The 16,549-nt window shown below is 70.6% G+C and carries 16 protein-coding genes; 11 read left to right on the plus strand and 5 right to left on the minus strand.

All coding sequences use genetic code 11. From position 1 onward, the window contains the following. Positions 1–31 precede the first annotated feature (31 nt). From FB047_RS02425 to FB047_RS02435, 3 genes are all read left to right on the plus strand, one after another. Positions 32–958 (plus strand): proteasome assembly chaperone family protein, encoded by a 927-nt coding sequence (locus tag FB047_RS02425; protein WP_136585621.1) that lies wholly within the window; start codon positions 32–34, stop codon positions 956–958. A 241-nt stretch (positions 959–1,199) separates the two neighbouring features. Continuing rightward, the gene (locus FB047_RS02430; protein WP_136585622.1) at positions 1,200–2,528 is read left to right on the plus strand and encodes an RNA polymerase sigma factor; all 1,329 of its coding nucleotides are present in this window, start codon (positions 1,200–1,202) and stop codon (positions 2,526–2,528) included. Further along, positions 2,525–3,223, plus strand: a complete 699-nt coding sequence (locus FB047_RS02435) for a coenzyme F420-0:L-glutamate ligase (RefSeq protein WP_136585623.1) — start codon at positions 2,525–2,527, stop codon at positions 3,221–3,223. Before FB047_RS02430 ends, FB047_RS02435 begins: the two co-directional genes overlap by 4 nt. Positions 3,224–3,485: 262 nt before the next feature. Here FB047_RS02435 and FB047_RS02440 read toward each other — a convergent pair whose 3' ends face one another. Beyond that, positions 3,486–4,508 (minus strand): sugar-transfer associated ATP-grasp domain-containing protein, encoded by a 1,023-nt coding sequence (locus FB047_RS02440; protein ID WP_136585624.1) that lies wholly within the window; start codon positions 4,506–4,508, stop codon positions 3,486–3,488. Positions 4,509–4,553: 45 nt separating this feature from the next. On the opposite strand from FB047_RS02440, the gene FB047_RS02445 reads away from it, so the two are divergent. Beyond that, on the plus strand, positions 4,554–5,192 hold the full coding sequence (locus tag FB047_RS02445) for an alanine racemase C-terminal domain-containing protein (protein ID WP_136585625.1): 639 nt from the start codon (positions 4,554–4,556) through the stop codon (positions 5,190–5,192). Continuing rightward, the gene (locus FB047_RS02450; RefSeq protein WP_136585626.1) at positions 5,189–6,229 is read left to right on the plus strand and encodes an alanine racemase; all 1,041 of its coding nucleotides are present in this window, start codon (positions 5,189–5,191) and stop codon (positions 6,227–6,229) included. The genes FB047_RS02445 and FB047_RS02450 overlap by 4 nt, the downstream gene beginning before the upstream one ends. 151 nt (positions 6,230–6,380) lie before the next feature. On the opposite strand, the gene FB047_RS02455 is transcribed toward FB047_RS02450, so the two are convergent. Next, entirely contained in the window at positions 6,381–6,599 is a 219-nt protein-coding gene (locus FB047_RS02455) for a DUF7455 domain-containing protein (protein WP_136585627.1), read from the minus strand. A gap of 134 nt (positions 6,600–6,733) precedes the next feature. Here FB047_RS02455 and FB047_RS02460 point away from each other — a divergent pair, with 134 nt between their 5' ends. After that, the gene (locus tag FB047_RS02460; protein ID WP_136585857.1) at positions 6,734–8,833 is read left to right on the plus strand and encodes a DNA gyrase/topoisomerase IV subunit B; all 2,100 of its coding nucleotides are present in this window, start codon (positions 6,734–6,736) and stop codon (positions 8,831–8,833) included. Between the two features lie 25 nt (positions 8,834–8,858). On the opposite strand, the gene FB047_RS02465 is transcribed toward FB047_RS02460, so the two are convergent. Then, positions 8,859–11,330: a DNA gyrase/topoisomerase IV subunit A gene (locus tag FB047_RS02465; protein WP_136585628.1), complete on the minus strand. Its 2,472-nt coding sequence runs from the start codon at positions 11,328–11,330 to the stop codon at positions 8,859–8,861. Between the two features lie 70 nt (positions 11,331–11,400). Here FB047_RS02465 and FB047_RS02470 point away from each other — a divergent pair, with 70 nt between their 5' ends. Continuing rightward, positions 11,401–12,528, plus strand: coding sequence for an alkaline phosphatase family protein (locus tag FB047_RS02470; RefSeq protein ID WP_136585629.1), 1,128 nt, complete (start codon positions 11,401–11,403; stop codon positions 12,526–12,528). Positions 12,529–12,630: 102 nt separating this feature from the next. Here FB047_RS02470 and sepH read toward each other — a convergent pair whose 3' ends face one another. Beyond that, a complete protein-coding gene (gene sepH, locus FB047_RS02475) occupies positions 12,631–13,656 on the minus strand; it encodes a septation protein SepH (RefSeq protein ID WP_136585630.1) in 1,026 nt (341 codons plus the stop codon). A 221-nt stretch (positions 13,657–13,877) separates the two neighbouring features. On the opposite strand from sepH, the gene FB047_RS02480 reads away from it, so the two are divergent. Continuing rightward, positions 13,878–14,171, plus strand: coding sequence for a DUF4193 domain-containing protein (locus FB047_RS02480; RefSeq protein WP_136585631.1), 294 nt, complete (start codon positions 13,878–13,880; stop codon positions 14,169–14,171). On the opposite strand, the gene FB047_RS02485 is transcribed toward FB047_RS02480, so the two are convergent. Further along, positions 14,146–14,637, minus strand: coding sequence for a DUF3093 domain-containing protein (locus FB047_RS02485; protein ID WP_136585632.1), 492 nt, complete (start codon positions 14,635–14,637; stop codon positions 14,146–14,148). The two genes, FB047_RS02480 and FB047_RS02485, sit on opposite strands and share 26 nt — an antisense overlap. 12 nt (positions 14,638–14,649) lie before the next feature. Here FB047_RS02485 and dut point away from each other — a divergent pair, with 12 nt between their 5' ends. The 3 genes from dut to FB047_RS02500 are packed head-to-tail and all read left to right on the plus strand — an operon-like array spanning position 14,650 to position 16,504. Next, entirely contained in the window at positions 14,650–15,105 is a 456-nt protein-coding gene (gene dut / locus FB047_RS02490) for a dUTP diphosphatase (protein ID WP_205822593.1), read from the plus strand. Continuing rightward, the gene (locus FB047_RS02495; RefSeq protein ID WP_136585633.1) at positions 15,102–15,746 is read left to right on the plus strand and encodes a DUF3710 domain-containing protein; all 645 of its coding nucleotides are present in this window, start codon (positions 15,102–15,104) and stop codon (positions 15,744–15,746) included. Before dut ends, FB047_RS02495 begins: the two co-directional genes overlap by 4 nt. Then, positions 15,743–16,504: a DUF3159 domain-containing protein gene (locus FB047_RS02500; RefSeq protein ID WP_136585634.1), complete on the plus strand. Its 762-nt coding sequence runs from the start codon at positions 15,743–15,745 to the stop codon at positions 16,502–16,504. Before FB047_RS02495 ends, FB047_RS02500 begins: the two co-directional genes overlap by 4 nt. Positions 16,505–16,549 lie beyond the last annotated feature (45 nt).

A 16,549-nucleotide genomic window follows, 5' to 3' on the forward strand; every position in this document is an offset into this window, starting at 1 on the left:
GGCCGAGCGCGTGCGCTCGTAGAGTGGAGTCATGCCCTCCTCCGCCCCGCTGTACGACCGCGCCCCCGCGGCGCCGCCCGTGCCGTCGGGCCTGCCGCTCGTGATCGCCCTCACCGGCTTCACGGACGCCGGCGGGGCCGTCACCCGCCTGGTCGAGTACTTCCGCAACGATCTCGAGCCCAATCCCGTCTTCGTCTTCGACAACGACGTGCTGCTCGACTACCGCGCGCGCCGCCCTCTTGTCACCTTCGTGGAAGACCACCTCACCGACTACCGTCCTTCGCGGCTCGAGCTCTCGCTCGCGCACGACTCGCTCGGGCACCCGTTCCTGCTCCTCGCCGGCTACGAGCCCGACTTCCTCTGGGAGACGTTCGCCGAGACCGTTCTGGAGCTGGCGGCCGGCCTGCAGGTCGCCTCCGTCACGTGGGTTCACGCGATCCCCATGCCGGTTCCGCACACGCGCCCGATCGGCACGACCGTCAGCGGCACGCGACCCGATCTCGCCGAGAAGCACTCGGTGTGGCGTCCGCACACGCAAATCCCCTCCACCGCGGGACACCTGCTCGAGTACCGCTTCGCCGAGGCCGGGGCCAAGGTCGCCGGCTTCGCCCTGCTCGTGCCGCACTACCTGGGCGACACCGAGTACCCCGCGGCCGCCCTCGCGGCGCTCGACAGCCTCACCGTCGCGACCGGTCTCGTCTTCTCGGGCGAGGTGCTGCGCGAAGAGAACCGCGACTTCATCGCCAAGGTCGCCGAACAGGTCGAGGGCAGCGAAGAACTCACGCGCATGCTCGAGGGCCTCGAGGAGCGCTACGACTCCTACATGGCCGGCTCGACGCACGCGACCCCGATCATCCACACGGGCGACCTCCCCAGCGCGGACGAACTCGCCGCCGAGCTCGAGCGGTTCCTCGCCACGCGACCCGGCGACGACGACCGGCGCGGCAAGCTCGGCTGAGCGCCGCCGCGAGGTCCTCGGCGTCGGTGGGGGAATGCGGAGCGCCGACACGACGTTGTCTACGCATAGATGCCCGGTCCGCGTCAAGTCCCGGTCCGGGGATGTGAGACAATGAAGAACCTGACCCGTTGTCAACCGGTCCAGGAGCCCTGCTCCTCGGCTCGGGACTTGACAAGGGTCTTACTAGTGTCCGAGAACGACCGGTGGCCGTGCAACGTACGTTCCCGGTGAAAGGCGAAACGTGGCAGGCACGACAACCAAGACCCGCTCCCGGAGTGCGAAGGACACCGAGCTCGAGAACTCCGAGGAGACCGTGACGGCGTCGACGACGACGACCGCGAAGAAGGCTCCCGCCAAGAAGGCTCCGGCCAAGGCCAAGGCGACGCCCGCCAAGGCCAAGACCAAGGCGAAGAAGGACGACGACCTCGACGACGAAGAGGACGTCGACGATGAGGGCGATGTCGAGATCGACGTCGAAGACGGCGACGACGCGGACGACTCCGACGACGCGGCCAAGCCCGGCGCGAAGAAGTCCGACGACGACGATGATGACGAGACCCCGGCGGCGCCCGCCGAGGCCCTGCCGACCGGCGCGATCGTCATCTCCTCGAGCGATGAGGACGACGTCCCGGTCTACTCCGCGCAGATCACCGGCGCGACGGCCGACCCCGTCAAGGACTACCTGAAGCAGATCGGTAAGGTCCCGCTGCTGAACGCGGCCGAAGAGGTCGAGCTCGCGATGCGCATCGAGGCGGGCCTGTTCGCCGAAGAGAAGCTCTCGAACATGTCGGCCGCCGAGAAGACCAGCCAGCTGGGTCTCGACCTGCAGTGGGTCGCCCGCGACGGACAGCGCGCGAAGAGCCACCTGCTCGGCGCAAACCTCCGCCTCGTGGTCTCGCTCGCCAAGCGCTACACCGGTCGCGGCATGCAGTTCCTCGACCTGATCCAGGAGGGCAACCTGGGTCTGATCCGCGCCGTCGAGAAGTTCGACTACACCAAGGGCTTCAAGTTCTCGACCTACGCCACCTGGTGGATCCGTCAGGCGATCACCCGCGCGATGGCCGACCAGGCGCGCACCATCCGCATCCCGGTGCACATGGTCGAGGTCATCAACAAGCTCGCGCGCGTGCAGCGCCAGATGCTGCAGGACCTCGGGCGCGAACCCACGCCCGAGGAGCTGAGCCGCGAACTCGACATGACCCCCGAGAAGGTCATCGAGGTGCAGAAGTACGGCCGCGAGCCCATCTCGCTGCACACGCCCCTCGGCGAGGACGGCGACAGCGAGTTCGGCGACCTCATCGAAGACACCGAGGCGGTCGTCCCGGCCGACGCGGTGGGCTTCACCATGCTGCAGCGCCAGCTGGAGTCGCTCCTCGACTCGCTCAGCGAGCGCGAGGCGGGCGTCATCCGCATGCGCTTCGGCCTCGGCGACGGTCAGCCCAAGACCCTCGACCAGATCGGCGACACGTTCGGCGTCACGCGTGAGCGCATCCGCCAGATCGAGTCGAAGACCATGGCGAAGCTGCGTCACCCCAGCCGCTCGCAGTCGCTCCGGGACTACCTCGAATGAGCGGCGAGGCCAACGCCGGCAAGGCGCTCACCCGTACCGTCGAGGGAACCTCGTACGCCCGCATCCCGATCCGCACGCGGGTCGTCATGCCGGGCGACGACCTCGACGCCTTCATCCTCGAATACGCGAAGGATGCCGTGCAGCCGGGCGACCTGCTGTTCGTCACCGAGAAGATCGTGGCGATCACGCAGGGCCGCTCGTTCAAGCTGGACTCGATCAAACCCCGCAAGCTCGCGCTGTTCCTGTCGAAGTACGTCACCCGCACGCCCTACGGCATCGGTCTCGGCATGCCCGAGACGATGGAGATGGCGCTGCGCGAGTGCGGCACACCCCGCATCCTGTTCGCCGCGGCCGTTTCGGCCGTGACCAAGGCATTCGGACGCAAGGGCGACTTCTACCGCATCGCGGGCGACAAGGCCCGCGCGATCGACGGCCCCACCAAGGGCACGATCCCGCCCTACAACCAGGCGGTCGTGCTCGGCCCCGAGCGTCCTCGCGAGGTCGCCGCTCGTCTGAAGTCGCTGCTCGGCGGCGACGTGCAGGTGGCCGTGGTCGACATCAACGACCTCGGGGGCAACATCCTCGGGTCGACGATGGACAAGGCGGGCGAGAAGCGCCTCGTCGCGATCCTCAAGGACAACCCGCTCGGTCAGGGACACGAGTCCACGCCGCTCGGTATCGTCCGCCACGGCTGAGAGAGCTCAACGTGAGAGGCCCGCCCCGTTTTCCGGGCGGGCCTTTCGCGTTTCCGGATGCCACCCGCTCGGCGAACCGCGGTGGCTGAGCCTCTCGAAGCCACCGGACCCCTTCGCACCCCGGCCCCTTCGACAGGCTCAGGGTCCTCCCGCCCAGGTGGCTGAGCCCGTCGAAGCCACCGGACCCGCGGAAGATCTCCGCACCCCCGCACATGCGGAAGGCCCGCCCCACACGGGGAACGGGCCTCTCGGCATCCGGGGCTCAGAACCCGATGGCGGCCTGGTAGCGCGGCTTGTGACCGGTGCGGATGCCGGTCACGCTCGGCTTGTTCTCGTACACGCCCGCGCCCCAGTTGCCCTCGACGAGCACGGGACCGTCGGGACCGACGACGATGTCCCACCCGACGTACTGCACCTGGGGGACGACGCGGGCGACCCGGTCGACGAACGCCGTGACCTCGTCGATCATGGGCAGCTGGAAATCGGCGATGCGGGCGCCCGAGTCGGGGTGCAGCTCGTGCACGTGCCCGTGCGAGTCGTAACCCGCGCCGAGGGCGTGCCCGTTCTCGTCGAGCATCGTGTAGAAGCCGCCGAAGGTCATCTGGTCGCTGACCGCTCCGCGGCCGAACTTCTGCGCCATCGCGAGGATGTGTGTCGTCGAGCCGTCGAAGAAGGCCGTGACGCGCGTGGTGTTGACGGTGCCGGGGCAGACGGCGGCGAGGTCGTCATGCTGACGGATGACCTCTTCGACGAGGATCTCTCCGCGCTCGAGGAGACCGCGGTGGAACTGCGTCCAGTCCTCGACCTCGGCCGCGTGGTAGCGGTGCACGCCGGTTCCCGCCTGGCCGACGGGCTCCTTCGTGACGATGGTGCCGAGGCGCTCGGCGAAGGCGCGCAGATCGTCGGCGTTGTCGGCATCCACCACCATCCAGTCGCGGCGCAGGAACTCGCTGAAGGTCTTGTCGAACTCCACCTTGTCCTGGAACAGACCGCGGTAGTCGGGGTGGTCGTACTTCTGCGAGATCTGGTTCGACACCGGGTGCGTCATGTAGGTGGCGCGCTCCGCGGGGGTGAGGATCGCGAAGTCGTAGTCGATGTAGTCCTGGAACCCGACGTTCTTCACGCCCGCCTGGAACAGCATGTCGGCCACGACCAGCGGAAGAGCCTTGCCGTGCTGGGCGGACGCCTCCTTGGCGCGCTCGACGACGGATCCGACGTCGATGCGACGGGCGCGTCCGGCGAGGTAGCGCAGACGGGTGACGGGGGAGAAGCCCTGGCTAGGCATGCACACTCCGGGATCGGGGACGAAGGACCCCGTTAGTCTAAAGGGGTGACCTCCACGCTCCCTGCCCGCGCGCCCGGGGCCGGGGGAGTCGCCCCCGTCGCGCTCCTGTCCGCCGAGGCGCTGCGAGCGAACGCCGCCCACGCCCCCGCCGCCTCCGGTCCGAACGCCCTCGCCGCCGACGCCTGGGGCCACGGCGCGGAGTGGGTGGCATCCGTGATCGCTGAGATGGGCGGGGATGCCGCGACGCTCGACCCGGCCATCCTGTACGGGCTCCCGGGGGCGCACACGCGCCCGGTGATGTCGCTGCGCGGTCGAGCGCTGGGCACCAAGCCGCTGCTGCGGGGCGAGGGGGTGTCGTACGGCTACACGCATCGCGCGCCGCACGACACGACCGTCGCGCTGGTGACCGGCGGCTACGCGCAGGGGGTCGTGCGCTCCCTCGGCAATCGCGCGACGGTGTCGATCGACGGACGGCGCCACCGCATCGTCGGGCGCGTCGCGATGGACGTCAGCGTCGTCGACGTCGGCGGGGCGCCGATCGCCCGCGGCGCAGAGGTCGTCTTCTTCGGCGATCCCGCCCAGGGTCACCCCTCGCTGGAGGAATGGACGGATGCCACGGGACTCACGGCCGCCGAGCTCGTCGCGGCCGTGGGGTCGCGGGCCGAGAGGAGCGTGATCGCGTGACGACCACGTACCGCGTGGACCTCGACGCGTTCTCGCGGAACCTCCACCGCGTCCGCGCGGCGATCGCCCCCGCCGCCCACATGCTGGTGGTCAAGGACGACGCCTACGCCCACGGCCTCGAGCCCCTCGTCAGCCGCGCGTTCGACGAGGGCGTGCGCTGGTTCGGCGCGTTCGACGTCGCCACGGGCGCGGCGGTGCGCGCGGTGGTCGGTCCGGAGGCCCGCATCTTCGTGTGGCTCATCGGCGGTGCCGACGACCTCGCCGCCGGCGTCGCCGCCGACCTCGACCTCGGCATCGGCGACGAGGCCCTGCTGGACGATCTCGCGGGCCTCTCCGATCCCGCCAGCGTCGCCCGGATTCACCTCAAGATCGACACCGGACTGCACCGCAACGGCATCCGCCCCGAACGGTGGGACGAGGCGCTCGCGCGTACCGCGGAGCTCGTCGCGCAGGGGCGCGGGGTGCTCGAGGGCATCTGGTCGCATATCTCGGAGGCATCGGATGCCGACGACGACGACGCGCGCGCGGTGTTCCTCGCCGGCCGCGACGCCGCTCGCGCCGCCGGCCTCGCCCCGCGGTTCTCGCACCTCGCCGCGAGCGCCGCCGGTTTCGCCCGCGGGGAGTTCCGCGAGGACCTCGTGCGCGTCGGAGCGTTCTCGTACGGCATCCGTCCCGCCGGGGGTCCCGGCGAGGACGACCTGGGAATCGAACCCATCGCGACCCTCGTGGCGACGGTGACCGCGGTGGATGCCGCGGGGGTGCACCTCGATCTCGGCAGCCTGCACGGGTTGCCGAGCACGCTCGCGGGGCGGTTCGACGTCGACACCCCGGCGGGGCCCCGCCGCGTCGAGGCGATCGCCCCGGCGTCGCTATCGATCGCCCCGTGGCCCGAGGCGGCTCCGGGAGACGAGGTCGTCGTGTTCGGGCGGGGAGCACGCAACAGCGCCACCGACCTCGCCGAGCTCATCGACACGATCGGCGAGGAGATCGCCTTGCGCGTCTCGCCGACCGTGCCGCGTCGCTACCTCTCGGCCTGACCGCAGCGGAAGGCCAAGGAGGCGGCGGTCGCCGACTCCCTCGACCGCCGGCGTGCGCTTCCCTGCGCGGAGCGATCCGCACCGAAGACGCGGAACGGGCCCCGGTCCGGCTCCCGGGGGAGACGGCACGAGGCCCGTTCGGACGGGGACGTCAGTCGGCGGCGGTGAGGCGCGCCGTCTCGTCGTGCCACGAGGTGGCGACGCTGCGGAGCTTCTCTTCGTACTTGCGGCCGTGGTGCGCGCAGAACAGCAGCTCGCTGCCGTTCACCTCGGCGGCGATGTAGGCCTGAGCGCCGCAGGAGTCGCAGCGATCCGCCGCCGTCAGGCGGTGGTCGAGAACAGACGCGTCGGGTGCAGTCGTGGTGGTCATCTCGGGTGCCCTCCTCAGGTGATCGTGGGCGAGTCCACACATATAACCACGCGGATGTTTCCCCTATGCCGCGGCTTGATCACATTTCGCTGTGCGCGTACGGTGACCCGACCGCGCTGTGTGTCTGGCAGTCGATGTCGGTGGCCCCGATTACCCTGAAAACCGTGACCTCCGAGTACTCCGCCCATCACCTCCAGGTCCTCGAGGGCCTCGAAGCCGTGCGCAAGCGCCCGGGAATGTACATCGGGTCGACCGACTCCCGCGGTCTCATGCACTGCCTGTGGGAGATCATCGACAACTCCGTCGACGAGGCCCTCGGCGGCCACGGCACCCGCATCGACATCGTGCTGCACGCCGACGGCAGCGTCGAGGTGCGCGACCGCGCCCGCGGCATCCCCGTCGACGTCGAACCCCGCACCGGCCTCACCGGCGTCGAGGTGGTCTTCACCAAGCTCCACGCGGGAGGCAAGTTCGGCGGCGGGTCCTACGCGGCATCCGGAGGCCTGCACGGCGTCGGCGCCTCGGTCGTGAACGCCCTCTCGGAACGTCTCGACGTGGAGGTCGATCGCGGCGGCAAGACGTACGCGATGTCATTCCATCGCGGCGAACCCGGGCTCTTCGCCGGCGACGGTCCCGATGCCCCCTTCACTCCCTTTGAGCGCAGCAGCGAACTCCGCGTCGTCGGCAAGGCCGCCCGCGGCGTCACCGGTACGCGCATCCGCTACTGGGCCGATCGCCAGATCTTCACGAAAGACGCCGCCTTCGGCCACGACGAACTCGTGCAGCGCGTGCGTCAGACGGCGTTCCTCGTGCCGGGCCTCGAGATCGTCGTCCTCGACGACCGCGGCGACGAGCGCATCGAGACGAGCTATCGCTTCGACGGCGGCATCTCGGAGTTCGCGGACTTCCTCGCCCCCGACGCCGCCGTCACCGACACCTGGCGCCTCACCGGCACGGGCACGTTCACCGAGACGGTTCCCGTGCTGCAGCCCGGCGGCTCGATGATCCCCACCGAGGTCGAGCGCTCGTGCGAGGTCGACATCGCCGTGCGGTGGGGGACCGGATACGACACCACCACGCGCTCGTTCGTCAACATCATCGCCACACCCAAGGGCGGAACGCACCAGCAGGGCTTCGAGCAGGGCCTCATGAAGGTCCTGCGCACGCAGGTCGATCAGAACGCGCGCAAGCTCAAGGTGGGCAACGACAAGATCGAGAAGGACGACATCCTCGCGGGGCTGTCCGCCGTCCTGACCGTGCGCCTGCCCGAGCCGCAGTTCGAGGGTCAGACGAAAGAGGTGCTCGGCACTCCCGCCGTCCGCCAGATCGTGGCATCCGTCGTTCAGAAAGAACTTGCGGCGCGCTTCGCATCGCCCAAACGCGACGACAAGGCGCAGACGGCGCAGCTGCTCGAGAAGATCGTCTCCGAGATGAAGGCGCGCATCTCGGCGCGCACCCACAAAGAGACGCAGCGCCGCAAGAACGCCCTCGAGTCGTCGTCGTTGCCGGCCAAGCTCGTGGACTGCCGTTCCAACGACGTCAACGACTCCGAGCTGTTCATCGTCGAGGGCGACTCGGCGCTCGGCACCGCCAAGCTCGCGCGCAACAGCGAGTATCAGGCTCTGCTGCCGATCCGCGGCAAGATCCTCAACACGCAGAAGGCCTCGATCAGCGACATGCTGTCGAACGCCGAGTGCGCCTCGATCATCCAGGTGATCGGCGCCGGATCCGGCCGCTCGTTCGATCTCGAGGCGGCGCGCTACGGCAAGATCATCCTGATGAGCGACGCCGACGTCGACGGCGCGCACATCCGCACCCTGCTGCTCACGCTGTTCTTCCGGTACATGCGCCCCCTCGTCGAAGAGGGGCGCGTGTTCGCGGCCGTCCCGCCCCTGCACCGCGTGATCGTGATGAACCCCGGCTCGAAGCCGAACGAGACGATCTACACGTACAGCGAGCAGGAGCTGCACCAGCTGCTGACCAAGCTCAAGCGTTCGAACAAGCGCTGGCAGGAGCCCGTGCAGCGCTACAAGGGCCTCGGCGAGATGGATGCCGACCAGCTCGCGACGACGACCATGGATCGCGGTGGCCGCATGCTGCGGCGCGTCCGTGTGCAGGACATGGAGGCCGCGGCATCCGTGTTCGATCTGCTCATGGGCAGTGACGTGGCCCCGCGCCGCGAGTTCATCATCGACTCGAGCGACCGCTTGGCGCGCGAGCGCATCGACGTCTGACGGGCGGCCGCGGCCGGCGCCGCGGTCAGCGGACCACGGTGCCGATCGCGCCGATCACGGCCTCGAGGGGCTGACCCGAGGCGTCGCGCTTGGCGCCGGTCTCGGGCAGCGTGCGCACCGATCCGTCGGCGCCGACCGCACGAGGATCCGTGCCCACCCACGCCAGCGCGAGGGCGTCCTCGCCGCGGAGCAGGCGCTGCGCGCGCACCCCGCCCGTGGCACGTCCCTTCGCGGGGAACTCGGTGAAGGCCGAGACCTTGGCCGATCCGGCGTCGGTTCCGGGCAGCGCCGCCGACGACCCGGCCACGGTGACGACGACCGCGTCGAAGGCCGAGGCGCCGACGACCGCGAACGCGATCACGCGCGCACCGTCGGAGAGGCGGATGCCGGCCATCCCACCCGCGGAACGCCCCTGCGGCCGCACCGAGGAGGCGTCGAAGCGCAGAAGCTGCGCGTCGCTGGCGACGAAGACGAGCTCGGCGTTGTCGCCGGCGGGCGCTGCACCGACGACCCGGTCGCCGTCGCGGAGGGAGATGATCTCGATCTCGTCCTTCGTGCCGAGCTCGCTCGCGGCGACGCGCTTGACGACGCCCTGCGCGGTGCCGAGGGCGATGGTGGGGGCGTCCGCCAGGGGCACGAGGGCGACGACGCTTTCGCCCTTCGCGAGCGCGAGGTACTGCTCGACCTTCGTTCCGGCGGACAGGTGCACGGAGTTCGCGGGCACCGACGGCAGATCGACGGGGGAGAAGCGCACGAGCCGGCCGGCCGAGGTGACCGCGCCGATGTCGCCGCGCGTGGTGGTGTCGACAGCGGAGCGGACCGCGTCGTGCTTCGAGCGTCGCGTGGGGGCGACCACGCCTCCGCCGGGGACGTCGGCGACGAGCTCGGCCCGCACCATGCGTCCCGTCGCCGAGAGGTAGACGCGGCAGGGTGCGTCGGCGATCTGCAGGTCGGCGGCCGCCGCGGCCTTGGCCGAGCGGGGCTGCACGGGACCGCCGTTGAGCAGCATCGTGCGGCGGGGCGTGCCGTAGGCCTCGGCCGCGGCATCCAGTTCTCGAGCCACCTGCTGTCGCAGCAGCGTCTCGCTGCCGAGCAGCTCGACCAGCTGCGCGATCTCGGCGTTCAACTGGTCGCGCTCGGCTTCGAGCTCGATGCGGGAGAACTTCGTCAGGCGGCGAAGACGCAGCTCGAGGATGTACTCCGCCTGCGGGTGCGAGAGATCGAACACCTCCTGCAGCTTGGTGCGCGCCTGCTCGCCGTCGTCGGAGGAGCGGATGACCTGGATGACCTCGTCGATGTCGAGGATCGCGATGAGAAGGCCCTCGACGAGGTGGAGGCGTTCGCGCTTGCGCGCGAGACGGTACTCGCTGCGGCGCGTGACGACGCGGATGCGGTGGTCGATGTAGACGCGCAGCATCTCGCGGAGTCCGAGCGTCTGCGGCTGGCCGTCGACGAGGGCGACGTTGTTGATGCCGAAGGAGTCCTCGAGCGGGGTGAGGCGGTAGAGGTGCTCGAGCACCGCCTTCGGGTCGAACCCGGTCTTGATGCCGATCACCAGGCGCAGACCGTTGTTGCGGTCGGTCAGGTCGGTGACGTCGGCGATGCCGGCGAGCTTCTTCGCCTGCACCGCGTCCTTGATCTTCTCGATCACGCGCTCGGGCCCGACGAGGTAGGGCAGTTCGGTGATGACGATGCCGGTCCGACGCGGGCCGAGCGACTCGATCGACGCCTTCGCCCGGGTCCGGAAGGTGCCGCGGCCGTTGGTGTACGCGTCCTTGATGCCGTCGAGGCCGACGATGATGCCGCCCGAGGGGAGATCGGGGCCGGGGACGAACTCCATGAGCTCTTCGACCGTGGCATCCGGGTTCTGCAGCAGGTGGGTCGCCGCGGCGACCACCTCGATCAGGTTGTGCGGCGCCATGTTGGTGGCCATGCCGACCGCGATGCCGGTCGCTCCGTTGACGAGCAGGTTGGGGAAGGCGGCGGGGAGCACCTCGGGCTGCTGGAACTGCCCGTCGTAGTTCGGGATGAAGTCCACGACGTCTTCGTCGAGGTTCTCGGTGAGCGCGAGCGCCGGGGGAGCCAGGCGCGCCTCGGTGTAGCGCGGGGCGGCGGGGCCGTCGTCGAGTGATCCGAAGTTGCCGTGGCCGTCGACGAGGGGCACCCGCAGCGAGAAGTACTGCGCGAGGCGGACGAGGGCGTCGTAGATCGGCGCGTCTCCGTGCGGGTGGAGCTTTCCCATCACCTCGCCCACCACGCGCGCGCTCTTGACGTGGCCGCGGTCGGGGCGCAGTCCCATCTCGGCCATCTGGTACAGGATGCGGCGCTGCACGGGCTTGAGCCCGTCGCGGGCGTCGGGCAGGGCGCGCGAGTAGATGACGGAGTAGGCGTACTCCAGGAACGACCCCTGCATCTCAGTCGAGACGTCGACGTCTTCGATGCGCTCGGTCACGGAAGAGCCGGTCGCGGCTGAGGAGGAGGAACGGGAATCGGGCATATCAACGACCTCGGGTCGGGCGGGCGTCCGGTCGGGACGGGGTCGGGAGCCGTGTGGAAGACTTGCTCCGATGTCACTCAGCCTACCGGCGGACCCGCCGCGCTCCCGGAGCCTCACCGGTGTGGTGGAGCAGTCGATCGCCGCTCTGTCGGGCGCCTCGGAGTGGTTCGCCCCCGCTCAGAGCGCGATCGTCTTCCTCGTCGACGGATTGGGCGCCCACAACCTCGCCGCGCGGCGCGGTCACGCGCGATTCCTGGGATCCGTCGGCGGGCGCAAGGACTTCGCCCGCACGGTGTTCCCCTCGACCACCGCCGCAGCGCTGACGAGCCTGCTCACGGGCACCGCCCCGGGCACCCACGGCATCGTCGGCTACCGCGCCCGCATCCCCGGCACCGACCGCGTGCCGAACCAGTTGCACGGGTGGGAGACCGACGGCCTCGACCCGCACTCCTGGCAGCGTCGCACCCCGCTGTTCGAGACCCACGCGGCATCCGGCCGCGAGGCCTTCGTCGTCTCGCGCCCGAGCTACACGGGAACCGGATTCACCGAGGCCACCCTCCGCGGAGCGTCGTTCTTCCCCTCCGACGACCTCGACGAACGCGTGGCCCTCGCGGCCGACCTCGCCGCGCGGCATCCGGGGTCTCTGACGTACCTTTACGCGCCCGAGCTCGACACCGCCGGGCACCGCGACGGCTGGGAATCCGACCGGTGGACCGACGCCCTCGAACGCGTCGACGCCGCCGCGCGGCGTCTGTCCGAGGCGATCGGCCCGCGCACGGGTGTCTTGGTGACGGCCGACCACGGCATGGTCGACGTCCCGGCGCACAAGCACGTGCTGCTGCGCGACGGCGACCCCCTGCTCGACGGCGTCGCCCTGGTCGGCGGCGAGCCCCGCATGCTCCACCTCTATGCGGAGGAGGGGCGGGCGGATGCCGTGGCCGCGCGCTGGAAGACCGACGAGGCCGCGCACGCGTGGGTGCTGACGCGCGACGAGGCGATCGAGGCGGGACTGTTCGGGCCTGTCGACGACGAGGTGCGCCCGCGGATCGGCGATGTGGTGGTCGCCGCGCGTGGCCGCTTCGCCTACTACGACGATCGCGAAGCCGACAAGCGTCCGCAGCGCATGGTCGGCCAGCACGGCTCGCTCACCGACGAGGAGCGCACCGTCCCCCTGCTGCGGCTCGGCGCCTTCGCCTGACGCCAGCGCGCGGTCGCTGTCGCCGGACACCCCGATCGACGGATGCCGCCACCGGATGCGTTCGAGCGGGAACGGGCCCAGCCCGACGAGGGAGAGCGCGCGTCAGCTCTCGTCGCTGCGCGCCCCGAAGACGATCTCATCCCACGACGGCATCGACGGACGCCCCTTTGCGCGTCGCGCGGTGTCGGGCTGGGGACGCTCGGGCTCGACGGTGTCGTCGACGCTCTCGTCGCGGTAGCCGGGTTCGACGGCGTCGAACAGGGCCACCGGAGGAGCGGACGGACGCGGCTCGGGCTCGATCTCGGCGGCGCCCGGCAGGGGCTCGCGCTGACCGCGACGGCGACGGAGCGCCTCCAGCAGGTCGGCCGTCTCGGACGAGGTCACGGGAGCGTCGGGAGCCCGCTTGATCGCGGCGGCCTGCACGGCCGGGGCGACCGGACCGGTCGCCTCGACGCCCGGCTCGTCGTCGATGTCGAGACGACGCGGGCCGAAGGCCCCGCTGTCGAAACGCGAGTCGTCTTTCGCGACGTTGTCGAGGGCGCGCAGACGCGGGATGAGCCCCTCGGGCAGCGATCCCTGCCGCGAGAGCTGGATCGCGTCGGCGTTCTGGGGGGAGAGGGTGCTGCGGCGCGGCTCGAAGCCCCAGCGGGCGTCGTGGTCGATGCCGTTCGCGGTGAACTCCAGCTTGACCATCCAGCCGGAGCCCTCCTTCCAGCTGGTCCAGCGCTCCGCCGAGGCGCCCGCCTCGGCCAGCTTGGCGCGCACGGCCGCTCCGAAGGTGATGGGGGCGTCGTGTTCGAGAGTGCCGCCCAGCAGCACGGGGACCGCGAGGGCCTGCGCGACGACGTGCTCGCGCTCGGCGAGCACGGGTCCTTCGAAGCGCTCCACGTCCTCGACGCGTGCGTTCAGGAGGGTCGCCACTTCGCGCGCCGACAGGCCGGCGCGGATATGGGCCTGGATCTCCCGGGGGCTGGGGCGCGGGGCGCGGTCGTCGTCTTCGCGGTCGCGACGTGCGCGGCGCGCCTCGGCGCGCAGCACCTCGTCGAGCGCGAGGGCGAAGCGTTCGCCGGACTGCGTCGCCACGACGAGGACGTCATCTTCGGTTCCGATGACTTTGAGCTGTTCCATGCGAAACACCCCTCCGATCTGCGGTCAGCGCCCATGCTGACATGCGCGCCGCCCGGTTGCGGGAATATCCGGGGCGCGCCGCGAGTTTCCCGTCTCGCCCGACACGCGAACACCGCCGAGAGCATTTGCTTATCGCAGACGTGTCATGCAAACTATGGCCGCCCGATCGGGCACCCGATGGGGCACAGCACCACGAAAACCGGAAGTAGAGACCCGCACGCATGGCAACCGATTACGACGCACCGCGCAAGACCGAGGACGACAGCGAGTCGATCGAGGCCCTCAAGGAGCGCGTGCCCGACAAGGCGTCGGGGTCGATCGACAACGAGGATGCCGACAACCCCTCGGGCTTCGAACTGCCCGGCGCCGACCTCTCCCACATCGAGCTCGATGTCGTCGTCCTGCCCCCGCAGGAGGACGAGTTCACCTGCATGAACTGCTTCCTCGTGAAGCACCGCTCCCAGATCGCGGAGGAGAGCGGCCCCGGCTTCATCTGCCTGGAGTGCGCAGCCTGATCTGAGCGCGCTGGATCGCCGCGACGAGGCGATCCGGCGTGCGGGTGGACACCACCCACGACGGGGTCGGGTCGTCGGGATCGGTCACGGGAACCGTGACGATGCCGTCGATCCCACCCCGGATGACATGCCAGGCCCGGTGGTCGAGACCACTCCCGCGGGCCGTGCGGGCCTCCTCGGCGACGACGCCGGAGGGAACGCCCAGGAACTCCACCGGGATGTGCGCGCGTCCGGCGCGCAGCTCACCGTCGCGCACCTCGACGACGGGGGAGAGCGCCAGCAGAGCGACCACGATGGCCACCGACACGATCAGCCCGATGAACAGGGCCAGGGTCGTGTCCAGCGGCGAGAAGACGACCGCCGCCATCGGACCGCACACGGCGGCGGCGACGAGCGCCCACAGCGACGGACTCAGGCGCTCTCGGTACTCGGCTGCGGTGCGGATGCCGCACCCCCTCTTCTGCATTACCCTCGTGGGGTGACCGAAACGGTGGACGTCCCAATTGTCGCATCCGAGCCCCCGGTCTTCGCCCACCCCGGCGACGCCGGGGCCGACCTGACCGCCGCCGAGGCGGTCCTCCTCGAGCCGGGCCGCCGCGCTCTCGTGGGAACGGGAGTGCGCATCGCCCTCCCCGAGGGGTACGCCGCCTTCGTGGTCCCGCGCAGCGGGCTGGCCGCGAAGCACGGCATCACCATCGTCAACGCCCCCGGCACGATCGACGCCGGGTACCGCGGCGAGATCAAGGTCGCCCTGCTGAACACCGACCTCGACGAGGCGTACGACATCGCGGTCGGAGACCGCATCGCCCAGCTCATCGTGATGCCCGTCCCGCCCGTGCGCTTCGTCCCCGTCGACGAACTCCCCGAGAGCGTGCGCGGCGAAGGCGGTTTCGGATCGAGCGGATACCAGAGCCTGCAAGGGAGCACCCGATGACCGACGCGTCGCAGCCCACACCCGCACCCGACGGCCCCTCGGCCGACGAGCCCGGCACCGAGCTCGCGCCCCCCGCGAAGAGCGCCCCGCTCGACCGCGACAGCGCCGGCCCCTTCGACGAGGCCGAGGCGAACCCCGTGCGCCCCTACATCGACCTGGGCGGGATCAAGATCCTGCCGCGCGAGGGCCTCAACCTCCGCCTCGAGGTCGAGGAGCAGACCAAGCGCATCGTGGCCGTCGGTCTCGACTACGCCGACTCGACCCTCCAGGTGCAGCCCTTCGCCGCGCCGCGCTCGAGCGGCCTGTGGGAGGAGACGCGCGAGCAGATCCGCCAGCAGGTGAAGCAGCAGGGCGGGCGCGTGGAGGAGCGCGAGGGTCCCCTCGGTCCCGAGCTGCTCGCCGAGGTGCCGGTCGTGGCCGGAGCCGACGGCGCCGGAAAGCGTCTCGCCCGCTTCGTGGGCGTCGACGGGCCGCGCTGGTTCCTGCGCGGAGTGGTCGGGGGAGCGGCGACGAGCGACGTCGAGGCCGCCGCGGCGGTCGAAGACCTCTTCCGTTCGATCGTGGTCGTGCGCGGATCGTCGCCCATGCCGCCGCGCGACCTCATCCCCCTGCGGATGCCGTCGACTCCCGGCACCGCATGAGCGAGGAGTCCTCCCGCCCCGACGCCGCCGCGGACGCGGAGCGCGTCCCCCTGCAGCCGCCCTCGGCCGCGGACAGCGTGGGGGCGGCCCTCGGCAACGCCGCGCGGCGCGCGGGCCTCGACCCCGCGGCGCACGGCAGCACCGGCGCGGCGGTGTGGTCGGCGATGGGCGGGGTGCGCGGCATCCTGGAATCCGTCCTGCCGTCGCTCGCGTTCGTCGTGCTGTTCACCGTCACGATCGACCCGGAGACGCGGCAGGGCAACCTGTGGCTCAGCCTCGGCGTCTCGGTGGGGCTCGCGGTGGTGTTCACGCTCGCGCGCCTGATCGCGAAGTCGCCGCCGAGCGCCGCGATCGGGGGACTGCTGGCGACCGTCGGTGCCGCCGTGCTCGCCCTCGTCACCGGCCGCGGCCAGGACAACTTCGTGCTGGGCTTCTTCACCAACGGCGCATACGGAACGGCGTTCTTCGTGTCGGCGTTGATCGGCTGGCCCCTGATCGGCCTCGCCGCCGGCTACCTCCTCGGTGAGGGATCGGGCTGGCGCGCGGACCGGCGCAAGAAGCGCGCCTACACCTGGCTGTCGATCGCGTGGGCGGCGCTGTTCGCGGCGCGGCTCGTGGTGCAGTTGCCGCTCTACTTCGCCGGCGACGTCACCGCGCTCGGCACACTGAAGATCGTGATGGGCCTGCCGCTGTTCGCCCCGATGCTCGCCGTGACGTGGCTCGTGGTGCGTTCTCTCTCGCCGCGGCGCGAGTCCTGATATTATCTTGACATCAAGATAAATCCGTTCCCCCGAGCGGTTAGG

Source organism: Microbacterium hydrothermale, from assembly GCF_004854025.1.
Lineage (GTDB): Bacteria > Actinomycetota > Actinomycetes > Actinomycetales > Microbacteriaceae > Microbacterium > Microbacterium hydrothermale.